This window comes from Ruegeria sp. BHSC029, assembly GCF_059613085.1.
Genome location: NZ_JBXWRU010000006.1, coordinates 310794 through 332105, shown reverse-complemented (window position 1 = coordinate 332105; position 21312 = coordinate 310794). Strand labels below are relative to the sequence as shown.

Below are 21312 nucleotides of genomic sequence, written 5' to 3'. Positions count from 1 at the left end.
AAATGATGAAGAAACTGCTCCCCGTTCTCTTTTTGATTGCAGGTCTCGGGGCCGGCGCTGCGGCTGGGCTATTTTTGACACCGGGACCAGCGGAAACCGTGGCCGATGCCAAAGCACCGGAGCCTCACGCCGAGGAGACCGCCAAGGCAGACAAGGCGAACAAAACCTCCGGCCATAGTGAGACATCGGGCAAGGCTGGTCCCTATGAGTATCTCAAGTTGACCAAACAGTTCGTCGTTCCGGTCGTCGAAGAAAACGAAATCTCTGCTCTGGTGACTATGTCGCTGAGCCTGGAAACCCGGCCGGGCATCTCGGAGGAGTTCTACAAAATCGAACCGAAACTGCGGGACGGGTTTCTTCAAGTGCTGTTTGATCACGCGAATATTGGTGGGTTCGACGGCGAATTCACGCAATCGGACAATCTTGAGGTGCTGCGAAAGTCTCTGTTGGAGGTTGCCCGAAAGGACCTTGGCGATGACGTGTCTCGTGTTTTGATCATGAGCGTGAGCCGCCAGGACATCTGACTCCAAAGGACCGGCTTCGGCTTTCGTTTTACTGGTTTATCAGTTTCCTGGCGCGTGCAATACGCAGCGCGGTTTCTTGATCGCGCTGCAACGACTCAACCGCCTGCTTGCGGCCGAATGCTCGGCGAAGGTCCTCCATCATTGCCAGTTTCCGGGATCTGACGCGCGCCAATTCAGTGTTTAGGTCACGCCGGGTTCTGGACTCCCACCCGTGCCACGAGACGTCCGCGCCAGCGATCTGGTACCCAGGGGTTTGCGCGGCGTCCGACGCCGTTTGGGCGACCTGAGCGTTCAGCGCGCTGATCTGTGCCTGAATGCGGCTTTCGGCCTCAAGTATCGGTTTCAGTTTCTGAAACTCTCTTTCGAAAGAAGCCGCCGTGACCGCCGCTAGATCCCTTAGCTTCGCGCGCGTCATCCGACCGCTCCCTTCGCGCGTTTTCGCATGGCTTCGGCAAATCGGATGGCCGCAGCGACCGGGCGATACAGGTCTTCCGTTATCTCCTTTCCGATCTCGACGGTCGCATGCAGGGCCCGCGCCGTCGGCGGATCCGAGTGAATCGGAACTCCTGACTCCATCGCCGTTCGGCGGATTGTCGCGGCAACTTCGTCAATGCCCTTTGCGACGCAGACGGGTGCTGTTCCACGGGCGCGGGTCCATTTCAATGCCACCGCAAAATGGGTGGGATTGACGATGATCACATCGGCCTTTGGAACCTCGGCCATCATCTGGTTGGTCGCAATTTCTTGCGCGCGCTGGCGTCTTTGCTGTTTGACATGCGGATCGCCTTCCGAGTCCTTCGTCTCGTCCTGCAGTTCTTTGCGCGACATTCGATTTTTACGCATGTGCTCGGAATACTGCCACAGGTAGTCGATGACCCCGATGGTCAGCGTGACGGCGACGACGATGAACAGGAACCGAAACAGTAGGTTCATCATCGGCGGGATGGAGGCTCGTGCGGGGCTGGCTGCAGCCGTCAGGATGTCCGCCAGGTTGGATTTCAAAAACACGGCAAGGCAGATGCTGTAGATCACCAGCTTGATGAAGCTTTTGAGGAACTCAAAAAGTCCGGCACGACCGAACTTGTTCTTGGCATTGGATGGGATTGAAATGCGGGATATCTTCGGCGTCAGTTTGCTTGGGGCAAACACAAGGGCGCGCTGTGCCAAGAGGTTCAGCAACACAAACGCCGCTGGAACCGCCAACAGAACACCCGCGGAAACGGCAACCTTTTCCATCAGCCCGCCGACCGGTGCAGCCGCGCTGCCAGACGTCAACAACCGTGACAGTTCCGGGGCCTGATCAATCAGAACCATCAGGGATGATCCCAAATGTTCGGTCGAAAACTGCCCGACCGCCACAAGAGCGATTGTCAGGCCGGAATAGGCGGCAACGGCGGACAGGTCATTTGATTTGACGACCTCACCCTTTTCCCGAGCCTTCTGCAGTTTCTGCGGTGTCGCCTCGAAGGACTTGTCGGTGTCGTCGTCCGTGCTGCTCATTCCGGTGCTCCGATCGGATCAAGCAAGTACTGGAACAGAACGTCAGACCAAACCGCAAGGATGATCGGCGCTCCCGCGAACAGAAGGAACAATCCGGCAAAGGTGATTGCCGGCGCGCCTACAAAAGCGACCATCAGTTGAGGCATGGCCCGGTTGATGACACCCAGGGCCAGGTTGTAGATCAATGATGCAATGACAAACGGCATGGCCAGTCCAAAGGCCAATGCAAAGCTGCGCGATACCTGCGACACCCCCCAACGGGAAAGATCGGTCGCTGTTGGGGCCGCACCCACCGGAAAAAGTGAAAAGCTGTCGATCAGGAATTGGGCCGCCCGGATGTGAACGCCCATCAGTGCGGCAAGGGCCAACACGGACAGGGTCAAGAAATGACCCATCGCCGGGGCCGGATCCGCAGCGGCGCCACCCAGGATCTGCGACAACGACGTGGCTTGCGCGGCCATCGACCCGGCGGTTTGAAGGGCGAGTACCAGTAGCCGAAGTCCGATCCCCAGGGTCAGGCCGATCAGGATTTCGGTCAGTATCAATTGAACCAGCGGCATCAGGCCACTGTCGGGCTCGGCAATGGAAACCGACGGCGCGACGACCAGCGTGAATGCCATTGCGACCCCCAGCTTTACGCGGGTTGGAATGCTGCGCTCCCCGAAAGCTGGTAGCAGGGAAACCAGCGCTGAAACCCTGAGAAAAACCACAAATGAGGACCACAGGACGCCCCCCAGCTGAGCCAGCAAGTCCGGCGGCAGCCCAATCACGCCGGCACCGTTCCGACCAGAGCCGGCCGCGCTTCGAGCCCAATTTCCTCGAACGACAGGACTGGATTCGAGATTCCCCGCGCGTGCATGATGGTACGCAGCAACCTGCGCCGCCGCGTCGAGGTTACCAACGCCGGGAACACACCCTGATCCGCGCTGCGTGTTATCGTCGTGACGACGCCATCGGCCAGTTTGTTGAACAGATTGGGGGGCAGCGCCACATCCAATCCAGCATTCGGAGTGTCGATCTGGTAGGTGGAGAACGTCTCCTCCCATTCCGGCGCCAACTGGATCAGGGGAATCGAGCCGTCGCCACGCTTCAGGTCCGCCACCAGCTGGAAGCCCAGTCGCTGGCGCACGATCTCGCAGATCGCCTCAGGCTGCGTCGTGGTCATCCGCGCTTCGGCCACGCTTTCCAGGATCAGCGCCATGTTGCGGATCGAAACCCGTTCTTCGAGCAGCAGCCTCAAAACCGCGTGCAAGGTGTCGATCGGAACCTTGTCGGGGATCAGCTCATCCAGCAGCTTTCGGTTCGCCTCGGCCCGGACCGGGTCGCTGAGGCGGGTCATCTCGGACAGGAGCCGACGCAGGGATTTCAGGGTCAGCAGGCGCGGGAAGTTCTGCTTGATGATTTCCAGCAGATGGGTCGCCAGAATCTCGGGCGGGGTGACGATGGTTGCGCCGCTCAGCGCGGCGGCCTCTTGATCCTTGGGCAGGATCCATCGGGCGGGTGCGCCGTAGACCGGTTCGGTGACGTCATTGCCTTCCGGCAACAGGTCCAGCCCGTCCTGCACCAGTGCCAGGATCAGGTCGGGGTGAAGCACCCCCCGGGCCTGTTCGACGCCCTGAACACGAATGACGTAAGTGCCCGTCGGCAAGTCGGCCCGGTCTGTCAGCCGGATCTCCGGCAGGATCAATCCAAAGCTCGACGCGACGTAGGTCCGCATGTTGGCGATCCGAGCGTCCAATCCGGTGCCGGGGTTCAACACCATGCTGACCAGATCCGGGGCAAATTCGAGGTGAACGTCGTCGAGGTCAAGGACGTCTCCGATGCCTTGTGTTGCCTTGGGCTCGGCGTCCGAAGCCGGCATACGTGCCGACTCTGTGGCAGCTGATTGTTTTTTGTGAACAACAAATGCCGCATAGCCCAGGATCACGCCGCCGAGAATGAACGGCAGAAAAGGCAGCCCGGGCACCAGCGCAAACAGCACCATCAGGATCGCAACGGTTGCCAGCGCAGCCGGATGACGCCCCAGTTGCGAGAACAAGGCAGTATCGGTTGCACCCTGCGTACCACCGCGGGCCAGCAACAGGGCGGATGCGATAGAGATGATGACCGCCGGTATCTGCGTGACCAACCCGTCACCAACGGTCAGGATCGCATAGGTTTCAAACGCCGAGGCGACCGGCATACTGTGCACGATCACCCCCATGATCAACCCCATCACCAGGTTGAGCAGGGTAATCAGCAGCCCGGCAATTGCATCGCCCTTGACGAATTTGGATGCCCCGTCCAGCGACCCGAAAAAGGTGGTTTCCCGTTGCTCAAGCTCGCGCCGTTCCTTGGCTTGCTGATGGTCGATGGCGCCGGCAGACATGTCGCTGTCGATGGCAAGCTGTTTGCCCGGCATACCGTCAAGGGCAAAGCGGGCCCCGACCTCGGCCATGCGCGCCGCACCTTTGGTAATCACCATGAAATTCACGATCAGCAGCACGCCGAACACCACGAGGCCCAGGAAGATGCTGCCGCTCATGACGAATTGGGCAAAGCCCTCGATGACGTCACCGGCGGCGTTGGGCCCGGTATGACCCTGCCCGATGATCAGCTTTGTCGACGACACGTTGAGCGACAGGCGCAGCATCAGCGAAGCCAGCAGGATCGTTGGAAAGGACGAGAAATCCAACGGTCGCTCGATGAACAGGGTCAGGGTGAAAATCAGGATGGCCAGCGCGAACGAGGCCGCAAGGCCAATGTCCAGCACCCAGGATGGCATTGGCAGGATCATCATGACGATCACCGTCATCAAGGCCAACGCCAGTAGAACGGTGGGTGAAAACAGGGATCGGGCGTCAAGCTTTGGCACGCGTCACTCCTGATCGAACGCGATGAACGCAGCAGCAGCGGCGGAGGAGGGAACCAATGAGCCCAAGCGGCCCGTCCCGGTTCGGCCACGACCGGGCGGGATCAAAGGCGCGGCCGCCCGGGAAAAAGGATCGCGGCCCGGGGGTCCCGGTTGCGCCAGCCGCACGCCGTCGAGATTGGCGAGGATGGTTTCAAATCGGTCCGTATACGCCTGTGCAAGGCCGGGCGTACGCGAGTGATAGGCGCCAACCGCATGCCCCCACGAACCCTGTTCAGTAAAAAGCGACTTCAGGAACTGCGCCGCGTAGGCAGCGTTCAGATCCGGATCAAACATAGCGTCTATGGACCGGAAGGCTTTGCCATGCCAGCGGTAGTTGATCTGGAAACAGCCAATATCAAAACTGCGCGCACCCGCTTTGAACACGTCGAAGACAAAGGCCTTGGCCTCGGTCTCGGTGGCGAACCAGTACCCTTTGCCCTCGACATTGACGGTCCAGGGCCAGGGTGTCAGGCGGCCCCTCATGCTGCGCCCGGTCTCGGTTCGAGTGACGGCCAACAGGATATCCTGCGGCACACCTTCGGCCATAGCCGCCCGGCGCGCGGCCCGGTCGCAGACATCAGTCGCGTGGCCATCCGACCATGCCAGGGCGGCAGGCGCGGCGGCGGTTAGCCAAACGGCGATCGAGATGAAAAACTTGAGCTCTGGCATTCTGCCGGTCCGGGGATTCTTGTGTCCGGGCCAAGCTAGCCAGTTTTGGGTTTACAGAGGGTTATCGGGACCTCAGCCCCGATCGATGCGGCGGCCGAACACAACGCTGGTGTTGGTCCGCAGCACTCCCGGGATCGCCGCTAGCTCATCAACCAGAATGTCCAGATCCTCGATCCGCGGCGCTTCGGCGGACAGCAACAGATCGAATTCTCCATTGATCGACAGGCACAGCTTGACCTCTGGATAGGCTTCCAGCCGCTTGATAATGCGGGCGGTTTCTTTCTGCTGTACCTCCAGCAGGACAACGACCTGGACCTTGGGCGTGTCCTCGGCCTGGCGCAGGATCACCGAATATCCGGCGATCACACCGTTTCTCTCCATCCGGCTGATACGTTCATGCACCGTAGTCCGGGCCACCCCGAGCGTTGCCGCGATATGGGTGGTCGAGGCGCGCGCGTTGTGTTGCAGCGCGGCAATGATGCGGCGATCAAGCTGGTCCATCGATGCTCCGTGTTCCGAAGGGATGGTTCGGGTGTATGCCAGTTTGGCGCCTGCGCTCAAGGCTGATGCGGGTATCGGGGGTGAAGGTCGTCGATGATGATCGGGTGGGCGTGCTCTGCCGATCCGGACAGGTGCGGATGGTCGACCGGCAGGTCCGGATGCTGGTGGATGACCGCGCCCGGCTCGGCGCGAGGCCATGCCAACAGAGCTCCGACCAGACCGCACAGTGACAGAACGGTCAACAAAGCCATGGCCACTGTCGCACCGAACGCTGTCATGACCCATCCGGCCAGCGGGTAGAGAACCAACCAGCAGGCATGCGACAGGGTGAATTGGGCGGCGAAGACGGCCGGGCGGTCTTCGGCGTGGGCCGACCGGGTCAGCAGGCGCCCCGACGGGGTCAGGGTTGCCGAGTATCCGAAGCCGACCAGTGCCCAGATTGCGGACAGCCCGGCAAGGCTCATGGGTACAGCTGCAGACAGGATTGCAGCAAACGCCATGGAAGCGGTGGCAATTGTGGCACCCGCCAGCATCACTTTGCGGTCCTCGAACCGCCGCAAAACCGCCGGCAAGGCAAATGCCGCCAGCATTGACCCGCTGCCGAATCCGGCCAGCGCGATGGCCACGGCACTATCGGACAGCCCCAGGCTTGCACGCACGATGACGACGGTATTGACCAGGACCATCGCGCTGAGCGCTGCGGCGCTCCAGCTCAAAGCCAGCAACCCCCGAAGGCGTGGTGTGGCCAGATAGATCCGCAGACCGCGGGTTGTGCGGTCGAAGATCCCGCGCGGCCGGACGGGCGTGGGTGAGGGAAGGGCAACCGACATGACCAACAAGGCCGAGGCGACAAAGCCGAGACTTGTTCCCAGAAACAGGCTGTCGAAGCTGACGAAGATCAGCAGGAACGCAGCCAGCATCGGGCTCACCAGACTTTCCAGATCATAGGCCAGGCGCGACAGCGACAGCGCCTTGGTATAGTCCTGCTGGTCGGTCAGAACGTCTGGTATCGTGGCCTGAAACGCCGGGGTGAACCCGGCCGAAGCAGATTGCAGAACGAAGATCAGAACGTAGACCTGCCAGATTTCGGTCACGAACGGCAGGCACAGCGCCACTGCGGCGCGGACGAGGTCCAGCGTCACAAGGAGTTTTCGTCGGTTCAGCCGTTCCGCAAAGGCCGCCGCCACCGGCGCGACCGAAACATAGGCAACCATCTTTATCGTCAGTGCCGTACCCAGAACCAGGGCCGCAGAGCTTCCGGCCAGATCGTAGGCCAGAAGCCCCAGGGCCACCGTGGCAAGACCGGTGCCCGTCAAGGCCACGATTTGCGCAGCAAGCAGGTGACGATAGACCCGGTTTTGCAGAACGCTCAGCATCACAGGTACTTGGTTATGGCCTTGAAGGCGTCGACCGAGTCGGCGTCGCCCGAGGCCAGGCAATGGTCGACATGATCATGGATCAGTGTCCGCTTGGCATTCGTGATTGCCTTTTCCACGGCGAAAAGCTGCTGAGCGATGTCCGGACAGGGCTCCTGGTCGTCCAGCATGGCGATGACCTTGGCCAGATGCCCATGTGCGCGTTTCAGGCGCGCGATGATCTGCGGATGAGTTGAATGCTTGTGAGGGTTCATGCATTAACCCTATCCCCCCCATGGGGATGCATCAAGCCTGCCTGAGATCAATCGCGGCATCGGTCCGGATGGCGTTGAGTTTGCACGCCAAACACCCTATTTCGGGGACGATACCGAACGAAGGAAACACGTGTGGCGAACCATCTGTACAAGAACGACCTGCCCGATGGGCTGGATCTGGGCCCGATCGTGGCCATTGATTGTGAGACCATGGGTCTCAACCCGCACCGGGATCGCCTGTGCGTGATTCAGATGTCCGGGGGTGACGGCGATTGCCATATCGTGCAGGTCGAAAAGGGCCAAACCTCGGCGCCGAACCTGAGTGCCATGCTGGAAAACCCGGATGTGCTGAAGCTGTTTCATTTCGGGCGGTTCGACATTGCCGCGATGTATCATGCCTTCGGGGCGCTGGCCGCTCCGGTGTATTGCACCAAGATCGCCAGCCGCCTTGTGCGCACCTATACCGATCGTCATGGACTCAAGAACCTGTGTCAGGAGTTGCTGGGCGTCGATATCTCGAAACAGCAACAGATGAGCGACTGGGGTGCGGAGACCCTGACCGAGGCCCAACTGGATTATGCGGCTTCCGACGTCCTGTATCTGCACCGTTTGCGTGATGCCTTGAACGCGCGGCTGGCGCGTGAAGGGCGCACCGAGATGGCGCAGGCCTGTTTTGACTTCCTGCCGATGCGTGCCAGACTGGATCTGGCCGGATGGCCTGAAACGGATATTTTTGCGCACTCATGACAGACAATGAATCCTTTCTGAAGGTTGCCCGTCAGGTAATCACCGACGAAGCCCGGGCGTTGGATGTTTTGGCCGACAGCCTTGACGACCGGTTTGCCGAAGCCGTTCAGCTGATCCTGCAGGCCACAGGGCGGATCATCATCAGCGGCATCGGCAAGTCTGGACACATCGGCCACAAGATCGCCGCAACCCTGGCCAGCACCGGTACGCCGGCCTATTTCGTTCATCCGGCCGAGGCCAGCCACGGCGATCTGGGGATGGTGTCGAAAGGAGACGTGGTTCTGGCGATCTCCAATTCGGGCGAGGCGCCGGAACTGGCCAATCTTCTGGCCTTTACCCGGCGGTTCGGCATCCCTTTGATCGGCCTGTCCAGCAAGCCCGAAAGCTCGTTGATGAAACAGGCGGACGTGCATTTGCTGATCCCCTCTCTGGGCGAGGCCTGCGGCTATGGGATGGTGCCGTCGATTTCGACCACGCTGACGCTGGCCATGGGTGATGCGCTGGCGATTGCGCTGATGAAATATCGCGACTTCAAACCAGAGGATTTCCGCGCCTTTCATCCGGGCGGCAAACTGGGCGCGCAGCTGAGCGCAGTACGCGATCTGATGCACAGTGGCGATGCGGTGCCGCTGGTTTCTGCCGATACACCGATGAGCGACGCGTTGATCGAGATCAGCCAGAAAGGCTTTGGTGTGGTCGGGGTGACGGACGCGGAGGGCAAGCTTGCCGGCATCATCACCGACGGCGACCTGCGGCGCCACATGGAGGGGCTGCTGGACAATACGGCCGCTCAGGTCATGACCCGCAATCCGACCACGATCGCACCAGATTCGCTGGCCGAAGAAGCCGTGGCGATCATGAACGCGCGCAAGATCACCTCGTTGTTCGTCGTCGACCCCGAACAACCGGGATTGGCGCAGGGCCTTCTGCATATTCACGATTGCCTGCGCGTCGGGCTGGGCTGACAGGAGGCGCAGGTGGACCGCTATTCCCGAATGGTGCAGTTCCTGAAGGTTCTGTTGCCGCTGGCGGCGATTCTGCTGCTGTCCACGGTATTCCTGCTGTCGCGCAGCATCGAAACAAACGTCTCGGGTCCGTTCACCCAGCAGGATATCGACGAACGGCTTGAGGGGCAGCTTGTGACCCGCCCGAACTATCGGGGGACCACCCGCAAGGGCGAAGATGTCCAGGTCGAGGCGGTGCGGGCCAGCCAGGGAACTGCCGACAGCGATCCAAGAGCAACCGAATTCCGTGGCCGGTTCGGCCTGCTGAACGGTGGGGTGATCACACTGGACTCCAACTCGGGGTCGATCCGACCGGACAAGGCGACGGCCACCTTCACGGGGGACGTGGTGATCACCACCACGGACGGTATCCGGGTGACGACAGACCTGTTGAATACTTCATTGGACAAGATCCGGGGCGATACGCCAGGTCAGGTGCAGGGAACAGGACCAATCGGCAATTTCTCGGCCGGGCGGATGACATTCGGCGCTGAAAAAGACGGTGGACCGGTCCATATTCTTTTTACAGATGGCGTTAAGCTGTTATATGAGCCGAAAAAAGCCGAAAGATAGACTGTGTTTGATTTTCGTTTCGTCCTCGTTTGTTTCGCCCTGGCCGTGGGTTCGGTACCAGCGTCCGCGCAAGAAGCGCAGGTGGCCTTTGGGTCGGTGAAAGCCGATCCCAGTCTGCCGGTCGAAGTGACATCCGAGACGCTGAACGTCAATCAAGAGGACGGTTCGGCCGAGTTTCTTGGCAACGTCATTGTCGTGCAGGGCGAAATGCGCCTGTCCGCCGGTCGCGTGTTGGTGATCTACAACCAGGATCGGTCGGGGATCGAACGCATGGAGGCATCGGAAAACGTCGTGCTTGTCAGCCCGCCGGATGCTGCCGAAGGGGACTGGGCGGAATACACCATCGACTCGGGTGTGATCGTGATGAAGGGCAACGTTCTGCTGACGCAGGGGCCCAGCACGATCAGCGGCGACCAGATGATTGCGAACCTGACCAGCGGAACCGCGACCATGTCGGGGCGGGTCAAGACGATCCTTCAGCAGGGCGGCAATTGATGGCGGGCCCGCAACTGTCCGTTGCCGAAGGGTCTCAGGGTCTGAAGATTCAGAAACTACGCAAATCTTATCGCAAAAAGACCGTGATCCGGGACGTGTCGATGACACTGGATCGGTCCGAGGTCGTGGCGTTGCTAGGGCCGAACGGCTCGGGCAAGACGACCACGTTCTATTCCGTTGCCGGGCTGGTGTTCCCTGAGGCCGGAACGGTCACGTTGGACGGTCAGAATGTAACCACGCTGCCGATGTATCGCCGGGCGCGCATGGGCATTGGGTATCTGCCGCAGGAAATGTCGATCTTTCGCGGCTTGAGTGTCGAGGACAATATCTCGGCCGTGCTCGACATTGCGGTGAAGCATGTGCACCGCCGCAAGGAACGTCTGGAAGAGCTGCTCTCGGATTTTTCGATCGAGCATTTGCGACGGGCGCCTGCCCTTGCATTGTCGGGCGGTGAGCGCCGTCGCGTCGAGATAGCCCGCTGTCTGGCCGCCGACCCCAAGTACCTGCTGCTGGACGAGCCATTTGCCGGCGTCGACCCGATCAGCGTGGGCGATATCCGGCATCTGGTGGCGGATCTGAAAAAGCGTGGAATCGGCGTACTAATCACCGACCACAACGTGCGGGAAACGCTGGAAATTGTGGACCGCGCCTATATCCTGCACGACGGGCAGGTGCTGATGTCCGGATCGCCCGACGAGGTGGTGGAAAACGAAAATGTCCGCCGCGTGTATTTGGGTGAAAACTTCAAGATTTCATAGGCTTAGCTGTGATTGCGCCAGGCGCATGACAGAATTCGCGTATATACACTCCTGTTTTGATTGACTCTTCTGCCGCCTCTTGGCTCAATTGGGACATGGCATTTTCGCGGTTCCAGACTGGATCTCGATCTCCCTTCTCCGAAGGGCCCTACCGAGGACAACCGCGAAACATGTCTCTACCCCCCACCCGATAAAAACAAGCATGTCACCTGACGTGACGTCATAATGGGTGTGAATTGTGAAGGAGATCACATGCGTTACCAAATCAGCGGCAAACAGATCGACATTGGTGCAGCCTTGCAGACACACGTGCAGGACGCATTGGGCGAGGTCGTGAGCAAATATGCTCAGCGACCGACGGATGCCAACGTCGTCTTTTCCCGTTCAGCGCATGAGTATGTGTGCGAAACCACCATACATATGTCCACGGGCCTGACAGCCCAGGCCAAGGCACATGCAACCGAAATCTATGCAGCATTCGAGGCGTGCTGCGAAAAGATGGAGAAACAGCTGCGTCGCTACAAGCGTCGCCTCAAGGACCACCATCGTGAACGGGCTCAGCCGGTTGAACTCTTCGGAGCGTCATCTTATATCCTCGCCTCGAACGAATCGGACGTGGCCGACGAACCCGACTCATTGCAGCCCATCATCGTGGCTGAGATGGAAACCAAGATCCCATCGTTGAGTGTCGGCGAAGCTGTCATGCAAATGGAATTGGCCGGCGCCCCGGTGCTGGTGTTCAGGAATGAAAACAAGGACGGATTGAACGTCGTGTATCGCCGAGATGACGGCAATATCGGCTGGATCGATCCGTAACAGGCAAGAATTGGGCGGGGCCCCCGGATTCTGGGGGCGTCGCCGTGGAGCAAAACATGGATTTGTCGAGCATACTGAAGCCCGAAGCGGTGCGCGTGCTATCTGCAGCGTCCAGCAAAAAACGGTTGTTTCAGGAAATCGGTGACGTCGCTGCGGGCGCACTCGGACTTGATCCGCAGACCATCGTAGACTGCCTGCTGGAGCGGGAAAGCCTTGGGCCGACCGGCGTTGGCCATGGTGTTGCCCTGCCACACGCCCGTTTGTCCGAGATCGACTCGGTTTCCGGCGTGTTCGTCATGCTGGAAAAGCCCATTGACTTCGGATCGGTCGACCGTCAGCCCGTGGATCTGGCCTTTGCGCTGTTCGCCCCGGAAGACGCCGGTGTCGAGCACCTCAAGGCCTTGGCGCTGGTATCGCGCACGCTGCGCGACGGCGCGGTCTGCTCGAAGCTTCGGGCCAACCCGGATCCGGTCAAGCTGTATGCGATCCTGACCACAGCCCAGTCCATGCAAGCTGCCTGAGACCTGTTAGAAAGAAAAAAGCCCCCGGTTTTCGGGGGCTTTTTTCGTCTGGGGCCATGCTTAACCGCCGGTTCCCATCTCGAGCGTCCACCAGATCTTCCCGCCGTTTTCCTGGTGCCATGCAAACCCCATCTGGGTTGCTTGCGGGTCCATGATCACCGATCGCGGACCCGGTTCCTGCATCCACGCGGCCAGGGTTTCGGTTTCGGTCTCGTAGGTCTCGGAAATCGCTTCACCCAGGAAACGCCCCGCATAACCGGCACGGGCCACCCGGTCGAGCGGCGAAGATCCGTCCGAGCCGAAATGCCAGGGCCGGTTCTGCCGCGACATGTCCTTGGCGTGCGTCGCCGCCGCTGCGTTCAACTGCGCGTTCAACTGCACCGACTGCAGTCCCGACGCCTGCCGCAGGGCGTTTACGGAATCAAGCATGCGGAACTGCAGTTTTTCGGGATTTCCCCGGATCTTGTAGGCTTTGGGCAGCGGGCGCCCATCCGCACCAAGGGTTGAAGTGCCGCTCACGTCGGTACATGCCGCCAGCGCGACAAGGCAAATCAAGAGCAGGGAAAATATGCGCGTCATGATGAGTCCGGTTTGCTTGTTTCCAATTGGCAATACCCTGCCAGCGGCCCATGAGCAAAGGCTCAAATGCACGAACCCGCATGATTCTGCCGGTTTGATTTGCGACTGAAGCATTCTGGCAATAACATAGAGCGGATTCTTGCACATCTTTCGCAGAGGACCTGTCACCATGGTCAAGAAACGCGTTTTCTCTTCGTCCCGCCGCGGATTCCTCGCAGGCGCATCGTCTTTGCTCGCCAGCCCGGCGATCGCCCAATACATCCCGGGCGACCCATTGCGCCCTGCACCCGATCCTGAACCGGCCGTTCGCCGCAACGTGTCGGGGTTCAAGGCGCAGCAGTGGCAGCCCTACTTCTCGAACACCCGGAACGGGGCGATTCTGGTCGACACCGTTTCCCGCGCTTTGCACTACTGGTCGGAAGACCAAACCGTCTACAAGCTGTACCCGTCGTCGGTTCCGCTGACCGAAGAACTGACCCGCCGCGGTCGCACAAGTGTCATCCGCAAGGTCGAAGGGCCCAGCTGGTCGCCGACGCCGTCGATGAAGAAAAGAAACCCGGAATGGCCGGATTACATCCCTCCGGGGCCCGATAACCCGCTGGGAACGCACGCGTTGTATCTCAGCTGGAAGTATTACCGGATCCACGGAACCCACGATACGCGGAAAATCGGCCGCCGGTCGTCGAACGGGTGCATCGGGTTGTTCAACGAGAACATCGCAGAGCTGTACGCCATGGCGAAGGTCGGGACGCAAGTGTTGCTAATTTGACGACATTTTCGCGCGCCAACCCGCTTGCACTGCAAGTTGCAATTGCATTCGTTCTGCTTTGCTGATTAGAAAAAACCACGAGGTAAGTCTTAGGTGTGTGGTTCCGCAATTGGGATCGCGCAAACTCTGGAGGTTAATATGAAGAAACTTGTACTCGCTGCTGCACTGACCGCTGCTGCTTCGACCGCATATGCCGGCAACCTGGAAGAGCCGGTTGTTGAGGCACCTGTTGTCGTCGAAGAAACCCAGGGCTCGTCGCAGGGCATCATCCTGCCGCTGATCCTGCTGGTCGTTGTTGCCGCAGCTGTTGCCGCAGGCTAAGTCCAACGGACTACGACAAAAAAGAAAGGCGGTGGATTTCCACCGCCTTTTTTCGTGCTTGTTTCCGGGCCGGTTCAGTCCAGCCAGCCTTTGAGGTTGTCCTCGACAACCTTGCCCAAGGCCGCGATATGCGCGTCCTCGTCGTTGAGGCAGGGAATGTAGGTAAAGCTTTCGCCGCCGGCGTGCTCAAAGCTTTCGCGGATCTCTTCGTTGATCTCTTCCAGCGTTTCAATGCAGTCCGACGAAAATGCCGGGGCGATGACGGCGATGTTCTTTTTGCCCTGCCGAGCCAGTTCCGCGACATGGTCGACAGTGTAGGGCTTCAGCCATTCCTCGGGCCCGAATCGTGACTGGAAGGTGGTCACCAGTTGATCATCCGCCCAGCCCAGCCGTTCTTTCAGCAGGCGTGACGTCTTGGCGCACTGGCAGTGGTACGGATCACCCTGCATCAGATAGCGTTCCGGCATGCCGTGATAGGAGCACACCAAAACGTCCGGCTTGGCCTCCATCGCGGCATAGGCCGTCTCGACCGACTGCGCGAGGGCGTCGATATAGGCCGGTTCGTCGAAATAGGCGGGCACCGTGCGGCTGGCGGGCTGCCAGGCCTCGTCCATCAGTGCGCGAAAGAACTGGTCGTTCGCGGTGGCGGTCGTAGCGCCGGCATATTGCGGATAGAGCGGGAAGAACAGGATGCGGTCGCAGCCCTCGGCCACCATCTGGCGGACCTTCGACTTGGTCGAGGGGTTTCCGTAACGCATGCAGAAATCCACCATGACCTTGTCGCCATACCGGTCCTGCAACGCCGCACGCATCTTGCCGGTCTGGTCCTTGGTGATGGTCATCAGCGGGCTTTCGCCCTTGTCGTGGTTCCAGATCGACTTGTACGCAGCGCCCGAGCTGAAGGGACGTTTGGTCAGGATGATGGCCTGCAGGATCGGCTGCCATTTCCAGGCCGGATAGTCGATCACCCGCCGGTCGGACAGGAACTCGTTCAGATAGCGGCGCATCGGCCAATAGCTGTAGTCGTCCGGGGTGCCGAGATTGGCCAGAAGAACGCCGACGCGGCCCATCTTCACTTTTGGGTGGTCTGCCGGAGCGTGTTCCGGGCGGGTGGCATCGAACATGGTGAGCTTCCTGAATTCTGGTTTAGAGGCTGAAATAATCGGTTCGGTCAGCGGGTCAATCGGACAGTTTGCCTTCTTTCGTGCCAAGGGCGTCGGCCAGTCTCATCTGGGCCGAGCCAGGGCGCAACGGCTTGGGCTGGCTGGCATCCGGCGCCCAGCCCGTCAGGCAGATCAGCTCGAACGTGGCACTCAGCCGGCCTTCGGGAGATGTGAAATGCGCGGCGTAAATCTCTTGGGCCCGGGAAAAGACCGCGCGGCGCGACGGGAGTTTCAACCGCTGGGTCATGGCGTTGGTTTCACCCATCGCGCGCAGGTCCCGCATCAGGTGCCACAGGTCGCGATACGTCGCCGTCAGGGGCACTTTGTCCGCAACAGGCAATGCAAAACCCGCACGCTGCAGCAGCGCGCCAAGATCTCGCAACTCGGCCATCGGCGCGACACGGGGGCTGAGACCGCCGGTCACCTCGACCTCGGCCTGACCCAGCGCGGCCCGCAATTCGTATAGCGTTTCACCGCCCAGACACACCACCAACAACAACCCGTCGGGCTGCAGCGCGCGGGCACATTGGATCAGCTGTCCCACCGGATCGTTGGCCCAATGCAGGGCCATCGCATGGACCACCAGATCATGCGCAGCGGGCTTGAGGTCCAGCACGTCGGCATCGGCCATGACCCGGGCGCCCTTCAGGACCGGCGCCCAAATCTCGGGGTAGGGGGCTACGATCGCTGGCGCAGTAAAGGATTTGTTAACCATGGAAAGGCGATCCTGCACCTCGTCCATGGCGGCGTGGTGCAGAAAAAGGGCTTCGTCGCTGATCCGCGCGCGGTGTGCCGCAAGCGCTTTGCGATCGAACAGCGAGGGTGCATTGGGTGCTGGCAAATCCATAAGCCGCAATTATCGCATATGGCAGCGGATTCAAACCGCGATCGAGGTCGTGTATCCGCCACGCTGCATCGGCTGCGGCGAGATGGCGGCCTCGGATTTCGGGCTGTGCGGGCCGTGCTGGCGCGAGACCCCGTTCATCGGCGGGACGGTCTGCCACAGTTGCGGTGCGCCGGTGCCTGGCAGCGATGATGGTCACCGAATCGACTGCGACGATTGTTTGCGCCGCCCACAACCGTGGGCCGAGGGGCGCGCGGCATTGCTGTATCAGGGACGGGCGCGGTCACTGGTTCTGGCCCTGAAGCACGGGGATCGTTCCGAACTGGCAAAACCTGCGGCGCGTTGGATGGCGCAGGCCGGTCGCACCCTGTTTCGACCGGATACGGTGATCGCCCCGGTGCCGCTGCATTGGTCGCGGCTGCTGAAGCGCCGATACAACCAGTCCGCTCTTTTGTCGCTCCAACTGGGAAAGGAGGCGGGCCTGCCGGTCTGTCCGGATCTGTTGATACGCAAGCGGCGTACCCCACCGCTGGAAGGCAAAACGGCGGCCGAGCGTGCGGATACGCTGCGCGATGCGATCACCGTGCATCCGCACCGGGCGGACCGCCTGACGGGGCGCCACGTGCTGCTGGTCGATGACGTGATGACATCGGGTGCAACCCTGGCGGCCTGCGCCCGCGCCTGCCGGGCGGCCGGGGCGGATGATATTTCCGTGTTGGTACTGGCGCGCGTTGCCAAGGATGCCTAATTCCCCCTAGATTGCGCGAAATCCAAGGGAACGGACCATGAAACCGGTTGTCATATATACCTCGCCGCTGTGCGGCTTTTGCCACGCGGCCAAACGGCTGCTGAATCAGAAAGGCGTCGCCTTCGAGGAAATCGACGTTTTGATGAACCCCAAACGCAAACCCGAGATGATCCAGCGGGCGGGCGGACGGCGCACGGTGCCTCAGATCTTCATTGGTGACACACATGTCGGTGGCTGCGACGACCTGTACGAACTCGAACAGGCCGGCAAACTGGACCCGCTATTGGCCGCCTGATGAGAACCGCGCTGCTGCAGATCACCTCGTCGGACGACCCGACCGCGAACCTGGACATGGTGCGCGCCATGATGGACGAGGCCGCGGGCAAGGGCGCGGGGTTCATCCTGACGCCCGAGGTCACCAACTGCGTCTCGACCAGCGGAACGCGCCAACGCGAGGTGCTGCAGCACGAGGAAGACGACATCACACTGGCGGGCCTGCGCGAACAGGCGGCGGAATTGGGCGTGTGGCTGCTGATCGGATCGCTGGGGCTGAAGACTCATGACGCCGACGGGCGGTTCGCCAACCGGTCCTTCATGATCGACCCGCAGGGCGGGATCGTGGCGCGCTATGACAAGATCCACATGTTCGACGTGCAGGTCACCGAGACCGAGACTTTTCGCGAATCGGCCAGCTATCGGCCCGGGTCGCGGGCGGTGATTGCCGAGACCGCCTTCGGCAAGGTCGGCATGACCATCTGCTATGACATCCGGTTCCCGCATCTGCACGCCGCGCTGGCACAGGGCGGGGCCACGATCCTGACGGTTCCGGCTGCGTTCTCTCCGGTGACCGGCGCGGCCCATTGGGAGCCGCTTCTGCGCGCCCGCGCCATCGAGACCGGCTGTTGGGTCATTGCCCCCGCGCAGACCGGGGAACACCCCAAGACCCGCGGCAAGCCGCGCCATACCCACGGGCACAGCATGGTCGTGTCGCCCTGGGGCGAGGTGCTGATCGACGCAGGCACTCAGACCGGCATTCACTTTTTTGATCTGGATGATAGGTCTGTTACAGAGGCACGGCGGCGCGTGCCGTCCTTGACACATGTTCGCCCGTTCGACGGGCCCTGATCCAGAACCGGGTAATGACTGACGAAACCAACGCCCTTGCGGTCGCGCTGTTCAGCGAGATCCTGACCGCGGACCAATTACTGCGGAATCGGCTGAGCCGGGTTCTGCCCAAGGGCATGGAAATCTCGCATTTCTCGGTGCTGAACCACTTGGTGTTCGTGGGGGGCGAGCGGACGCCCGCCCAGCTGGCCAGCACATTCCACGTGACGCGTGGGGCGATGACCAACACCTTGGCCAAGCTGGAATGGGCCGGATACATCCACATCCGCCCCGATTGGGACGATGCCCGCCGCAAGATGGTGGCGATCAGCCCGGCCGGCCGCCGGGCGCGGGATCAGGCGATCTCGGCCATCGCGCCTCTGATCAACCGTGTCGTGGGCGAGCTGGGCCTTGAGCGTGTGCGCACGACCCTGCCGGTTCTGCGCGACCTGCGCATGAAGCTGGAAGAGGAATAGGCCTCAGCCCGGCTTCACGCTGGCGGTGACGTAGTTCACGCTCAGGTCCCGGTCCGAGATCGACCAGCTCCAGGTGATCGGGTTGAACACGAATCCCTTGCGGTCCACCGGGTCCAGACCAGCCTGGCGCAGCAGGTCGAACAGCTCGTCCGGGGTGATGAACTTGGACCATTCATGCGTGCCGCGCGGCAGCCAGCGCATGACGACCTCGGCCCCGAAAATCGCCATCGCATAGGATTTCGGGTTGCGGTTGATGGTCGAACAGATTTCCAGCCCGCCGGGTTTCAGCAGCTGTTGCGTGGCGGTCAGATAGGCCAGCGGGTCGGCCACATGCTCGACCACCTCCATGTTCAGGACCACGTCGAACTGCTCGCCCGCGTCGGCCATCGCCTCGGCGGTGGTGTGGCGATAGTCGATCTGCAGGCCGGATTGCTCGGCATGGATGCGGGCCACGGGCAGGTTGCGCTCGGCCGCGTCGGCGCCCACGACCTCGGCGCCCAGCCGCGCCATCGGCTCGCTCAGCAGCCCGCCGCCGCAGCCGATATCCAGCAGGCGCAGGCCCTCGAACGGTTTCGCACCCGTCAGATCCCGGTCAAATTCGCCCGCGATCTGCTGTGTGATATAGTCCAGACGGCACGGATTGAGCATGTGCAGAGGTTTGAATTTCCCGTGCGGGTCCCACCATTCGGCGGCCATGGCCTCGAATTTTGCGATCTCGGACGGGTCAACCGTGTTCGGATGCGCTTGCATTCCTGTCTCCGTGTGCTCTTTTACGCTGTAGGACTATATAGGGCCATAATGGACAAGTACCCGGACCAAAAGCGCGCAGTGCAATATCTTTACCCGCCGGTCGATCCGTTCGACCAGCGCGTGGTGGATATGGGCGACGGGCACCGCATCTATGTGGAACAATGCGGCAATCCCGACGGGATTGCGGTGGTGGTTCTGCATGGCGGCCCCGGTGGCGGCTGCAGCCCGGCCATGCGGCGCTATTTCGACCCCGAGGTCTACCGGGTGATTCTGTTCGACCAGCGCGGCTGCGGCCGGTCGCGGCCCACGGCCTCGGTCGAGAACAACACGACTTGGCACCTGGTGGCCGATATCGAGCGTCTGCGGAAACTGTTCGAGATTGACGACTGGATCGTGTTCGGCGGCAGCTGGGGCGCCACGCTGGCGCTGATCTATGCCCAAACCCATCCCGACCGGGTGACCCGTCTGGTTCTGCGCGGCGTGTTTCTGGCCACGCAGGCAGAGCTCGACTGGTTCTATGGCGGCGGGGCCGGCAAGTTCTGGCCCGAGCAATGGGCGCGTTTCACCTCGCTGCTGCGCGACTCGGAACTGTCCGACACCATTGGCGCCTACAACAAGCGGTTGTTCTCGGGCGATCGCGCGACCGAGATCCTGTACGCCCGCGCCTGGTCGCACTGGGAAAACGCGCTGGCCTCGATCCACACGAACGGGGCCGTCGGTGAAAGCCCCGGCGAATATGCGCGCACCTTCGCGCGGCTCGAGAATCACTATTTCATCAACAAGGCGTTTCTGGAATATGACGGCCAGATTCTGGATCAGATGGACCGGATCGCGCATATTCCCGGCCATATCGTACAGGGCCGTTACGACATGATCTGCCCCCCGCAGGCGGCCTGGAGCCTGGCCGAGAAATGGCCCGAGGCCGAGCTGAAGATGGTGCGGCAGGCCGGTCACGCCCTGTCGGAACCGGGGATCAGCGCCGAACTGGTGCGCATCATGGACCGAACCGCGCAGGAGGTGGCATGACCCGCATCGACCGCCGTGCTCTGTTCACCTCGGGTGCCGCCGCAGCCCTGCTGGCCGCGACGGGGGCCTCGCTGGCGGATACGCCGAAATCGGGCGGCGTGCTGCGCATCGCCGTGCCGCGTGACGACAGCCTGGACCGGCTGGCCCGGGGCGCGGTGTTCGACACCCTGACCGAGATCGCGCCGGACGGCACTCTGCGCGGCGAGCTGGCGACCGCATGGCAGACCGATTCCGAGGCCCGGGTCTGGACCTTCGACCTGCGTGCGGATGCAGTGTTTCACGACGGTGCGGCGCTGACGGCCGGGGATGTTCTGGCGGTCATGTCCGAGGTCGGGCGCGCCGAAGCCCTGGCGCCGGACCGCATACGGATCGAACTGGCCGAGCCCAACCCCGGCCTGCCTTTCCTGCTGGCCGATACCCGGTTCGTCATTACCCGCGACGGGCAGAGCGTTTCGCCGCTGCGGCAGGCGAACGGCACCGGGTGTTACCGGGTCGAACGGGCCGAAGACGGGCGCCATTTCCGCGGCCGCCGGGTCGCGGGCCACTACAAGGATGGCCATGCCGGCTGGCTGGAGGCGGTCGATATCATCGTGATCCCCGACCCGGCCGTGCGGGCCGAGGCGCTGCGTGACCGTTATGTGGACGTGTCGGTGCTGCCGGCGGCGCAAGGGCTGCGCGGTCTGGGTGGCGTGCGGTTCTTCCCCAACGAATCAGAGATGTCGCTGGCAATCTCCGGCACTGTGGGTCTGCCACGCCGGATCGGGCGGGGCGCGCCGTTGGACGATGGGCGCATCGCGGAACGCTGGTGGATGGCCTGAGACCGACCTGAAAACTGACGCGGATTGTCCGTTGGTTGACGGCAGGGGTTGCAGACTCGGGGCGTCCTGCGTATATGCAGTTG

28 protein-coding genes are annotated in these 21312 nt (G+C 61.5%); 16 read left to right on the top strand and 12 right to left on the bottom strand.

What is annotated here, in order from left to right; genetic code table 11:
• Nucleotides 1-2 precede the first annotated feature (2 nt).
• Nucleotides 3-524 carry a flagellar basal body-associated FliL family protein gene (locus AC2FML_RS16645; protein ID WP_496783902.1) on the top strand — a complete coding sequence of 174 codons (522 nt, stop codon included), beginning with the start codon at nt 3-5 and terminating at the stop codon, nt 522-524.
• Nucleotides 525-552: 28 nt separating this feature from the next.
• On the opposite strand, the gene AC2FML_RS16640 is transcribed toward AC2FML_RS16645, so the two are convergent.
• From AC2FML_RS16640 to AC2FML_RS16605, 8 genes are all read right to left on the bottom strand, one after another.
• The gene (locus tag AC2FML_RS16640; protein ID WP_496783901.1) at nt 553-939 is read right to left on the bottom strand and encodes a hypothetical protein; all 387 of its coding nucleotides are present in this window, start codon (nt 937-939) and stop codon (nt 553-555) included.
• Nucleotides 936-2024 carry a flagellar type III secretion system protein FlhB gene (gene flhB, locus AC2FML_RS16635; protein WP_496783900.1) on the bottom strand — a complete coding sequence of 363 codons (1089 nt, stop codon included), beginning with the start codon at nt 2022-2024 and terminating at the stop codon, nt 936-938. The genes AC2FML_RS16640 and flhB overlap by 4 nt, the downstream gene beginning before the upstream one ends.
• Nucleotides 2021-2794, bottom strand: coding sequence for a flagellar biosynthetic protein FliR (locus AC2FML_RS16630; protein ID WP_496783899.1), 774 nt, complete (start codon nt 2792-2794; stop codon nt 2021-2023). Before AC2FML_RS16630 ends, flhB begins: the two co-directional genes overlap by 4 nt.
• Entirely contained in the window at nt 2791-4818 is a 2028-nt protein-coding gene (gene flhA, locus AC2FML_RS16625; RefSeq protein ID WP_174825253.1) for a flagellar biosynthesis protein FlhA, read from the bottom strand. The genes AC2FML_RS16630 and flhA overlap by 4 nt, the downstream gene beginning before the upstream one ends.
• A 63-nt stretch (nt 4819-4881) precedes the next feature.
• A complete protein-coding gene (locus AC2FML_RS16620; RefSeq protein WP_170372457.1) occupies nt 4882-5586 on the bottom strand; it encodes a lytic transglycosylase domain-containing protein in 705 nt (234 codons plus the stop codon).
• Between the two features lie 72 nt (nt 5587-5658).
• A complete protein-coding gene (locus tag AC2FML_RS16615) occupies nt 5659-6087 on the bottom strand; it encodes an Lrp/AsnC family transcriptional regulator (protein WP_093963783.1) in 429 nt (142 codons plus the stop codon).
• Nucleotides 6088-6143: 56 nt separating this feature from the next.
• The gene (locus AC2FML_RS16610; protein WP_496783898.1) at nt 6144-7463 is read right to left on the bottom strand and encodes an MFS transporter; all 1320 of its coding nucleotides are present in this window, start codon (nt 7461-7463) and stop codon (nt 6144-6146) included.
• Nucleotides 7463-7717 (bottom strand): metal-sensing transcriptional repressor, encoded by a 255-nt coding sequence (locus tag AC2FML_RS16605; RefSeq protein ID WP_170343144.1) that lies wholly within the window; start codon nt 7715-7717, stop codon nt 7463-7465. The genes AC2FML_RS16610 and AC2FML_RS16605 overlap by 1 nt, the downstream gene beginning before the upstream one ends.
• Before the next feature lie 132 nt (nt 7718-7849).
• On the opposite strand from AC2FML_RS16605, the gene AC2FML_RS16600 reads away from it, so the two are divergent.
• From AC2FML_RS16600 to ptsN, 7 genes are all read left to right on the top strand, one after another.
• Entirely contained in the window at nt 7850-8464 is a 615-nt protein-coding gene (locus AC2FML_RS16600; protein ID WP_170343143.1) for a ribonuclease D, read from the top strand.
• A complete protein-coding gene (locus tag AC2FML_RS16595; protein ID WP_496783897.1) occupies nt 8461-9429 on the top strand; it encodes a KpsF/GutQ family sugar-phosphate isomerase in 969 nt (322 codons plus the stop codon). Before AC2FML_RS16600 ends, AC2FML_RS16595 begins: the two co-directional genes overlap by 4 nt.
• Nucleotides 9430-9441: 12 nt before the next feature.
• Nucleotides 9442-10041 (top strand): LPS export ABC transporter periplasmic protein LptC, encoded by a 600-nt coding sequence (gene lptC, locus AC2FML_RS16590; RefSeq protein WP_496783896.1) that lies wholly within the window; start codon nt 9442-9444, stop codon nt 10039-10041.
• Nucleotides 10042-10080: 39 nt separating this feature from the next.
• Nucleotides 10081-10536 carry an LptA/OstA family protein gene (locus AC2FML_RS16585; protein WP_170342617.1) on the top strand — a complete coding sequence of 152 codons (456 nt, stop codon included), beginning with the start codon at nt 10081-10083 and terminating at the stop codon, nt 10534-10536.
• The gene (gene lptB / locus AC2FML_RS16580) at nt 10536-11294 is read left to right on the top strand and encodes an LPS export ABC transporter ATP-binding protein (RefSeq protein WP_093963638.1); all 759 of its coding nucleotides are present in this window, start codon (nt 10536-10538) and stop codon (nt 11292-11294) included. The genes AC2FML_RS16585 and lptB overlap by 1 nt, the downstream gene beginning before the upstream one ends.
• A gap of 252 nt (nt 11295-11546) precedes the next feature.
• Nucleotides 11547-12110, top strand: a complete 564-nt coding sequence (gene hpf / locus AC2FML_RS16575) for a ribosome hibernation-promoting factor, HPF/YfiA family (protein WP_170342438.1) — start codon at nt 11547-11549, stop codon at nt 12108-12110.
• A 56-nt stretch (nt 12111-12166) separates the two neighbouring features.
• Nucleotides 12167-12631 carry a PTS IIA-like nitrogen regulatory protein PtsN gene (gene ptsN / locus AC2FML_RS16570; RefSeq protein WP_496783895.1) on the top strand — a complete coding sequence of 155 codons (465 nt, stop codon included), beginning with the start codon at nt 12167-12169 and terminating at the stop codon, nt 12629-12631.
• A gap of 60 nt (nt 12632-12691) precedes the next feature.
• Here the strand turns inward: ptsN and dalA are convergent, their stop codons facing one another.
• Nucleotides 12692-13210: a divisome-associated lipoprotein DalA gene (dalA, locus tag AC2FML_RS16565; protein WP_093963636.1), complete on the bottom strand. Its 519-nt coding sequence runs from the start codon at nt 13208-13210 to the stop codon at nt 12692-12694.
• Between the two features lie 169 nt (nt 13211-13379).
• Here dalA and AC2FML_RS16560 point away from each other — a divergent pair, with 169 nt between their 5' ends.
• Nucleotides 13380-13979 (top strand): L,D-transpeptidase, encoded by a 600-nt coding sequence (locus AC2FML_RS16560; protein ID WP_170343138.1) that lies wholly within the window; start codon nt 13380-13382, stop codon nt 13977-13979.
• Between the two features lie 138 nt (nt 13980-14117).
• Complete coding sequence (locus tag AC2FML_RS16555; RefSeq protein ID WP_005979327.1) at nt 14118-14300, top strand: hypothetical protein; 183 nt, start codon at nt 14118-14120, stop codon at nt 14298-14300.
• Nucleotides 14301-14374: 74 nt separating this feature from the next.
• Here the strand turns inward: AC2FML_RS16555 and hemH are convergent, their stop codons facing one another.
• Complete coding sequence (gene hemH / locus AC2FML_RS16550) at nt 14375-15424, bottom strand: ferrochelatase (protein ID WP_170367534.1); 1050 nt, start codon at nt 15422-15424, stop codon at nt 14375-14377.
• 55 nt (nt 15425-15479) lie between these two features.
• Nucleotides 15480-16310, bottom strand: a complete 831-nt coding sequence (locus tag AC2FML_RS16545; RefSeq protein WP_496783894.1) for a methyltransferase domain-containing protein — start codon at nt 16308-16310, stop codon at nt 15480-15482.
• A gap of 40 nt (nt 16311-16350) precedes the next feature.
• Here AC2FML_RS16545 and AC2FML_RS16540 point away from each other — a divergent pair, with 40 nt between their 5' ends.
• The 4 genes from AC2FML_RS16540 to AC2FML_RS16525 are packed head-to-tail and all read left to right on the top strand — an operon-like array spanning nt 16351 to nt 18635.
• Entirely contained in the window at nt 16351-17055 is a 705-nt protein-coding gene (locus AC2FML_RS16540; RefSeq protein ID WP_496783941.1) for a double zinc ribbon domain-containing protein, read from the top strand.
• Nucleotides 17056-17092: 37 nt separating this feature from the next.
• The gene (grxC, locus tag AC2FML_RS16535; RefSeq protein ID WP_170342430.1) at nt 17093-17350 is read left to right on the top strand and encodes a glutaredoxin 3; all 258 of its coding nucleotides are present in this window, start codon (nt 17093-17095) and stop codon (nt 17348-17350) included.
• Nucleotides 17350-18180 (top strand): carbon-nitrogen hydrolase family protein, encoded by an 831-nt coding sequence (locus AC2FML_RS16530; protein ID WP_496783893.1) that lies wholly within the window; start codon nt 17350-17352, stop codon nt 18178-18180. The genes grxC and AC2FML_RS16530 overlap by 1 nt, the downstream gene beginning before the upstream one ends.
• A 14-nt stretch (nt 18181-18194) precedes the next feature.
• The gene (locus tag AC2FML_RS16525) at nt 18195-18635 is read left to right on the top strand and encodes a MarR family winged helix-turn-helix transcriptional regulator (protein WP_170343133.1); all 441 of its coding nucleotides are present in this window, start codon (nt 18195-18197) and stop codon (nt 18633-18635) included.
• Nucleotides 18636-18638: 3 nt separating this feature from the next.
• Here the strand turns inward: AC2FML_RS16525 and ubiG are convergent, their stop codons facing one another.
• Nucleotides 18639-19385, bottom strand: coding sequence for a bifunctional 2-polyprenyl-6-hydroxyphenol methylase/3-demethylubiquinol 3-O-methyltransferase UbiG (ubiG, locus tag AC2FML_RS16520; protein ID WP_496735550.1), 747 nt, complete (start codon nt 19383-19385; stop codon nt 18639-18641).
• Between the two features lie 48 nt (nt 19386-19433).
• Between ubiG and pip the strand changes: the two genes are divergently transcribed.
• Both pip and AC2FML_RS16510 read left to right on the top strand, forming a co-directional pair.
• Nucleotides 19434-20411, top strand: a complete 978-nt coding sequence (pip, locus tag AC2FML_RS16515; RefSeq protein WP_496783892.1) for a prolyl aminopeptidase — start codon at nt 19434-19436, stop codon at nt 20409-20411.
• Nucleotides 20408-21229 (top strand): ABC transporter substrate-binding protein, encoded by an 822-nt coding sequence (locus tag AC2FML_RS16510; RefSeq protein WP_496783891.1) that lies wholly within the window; start codon nt 20408-20410, stop codon nt 21227-21229. Before pip ends, AC2FML_RS16510 begins: the two co-directional genes overlap by 4 nt.
• Nucleotides 21230-21312: the final 83 nt, after the last annotated feature.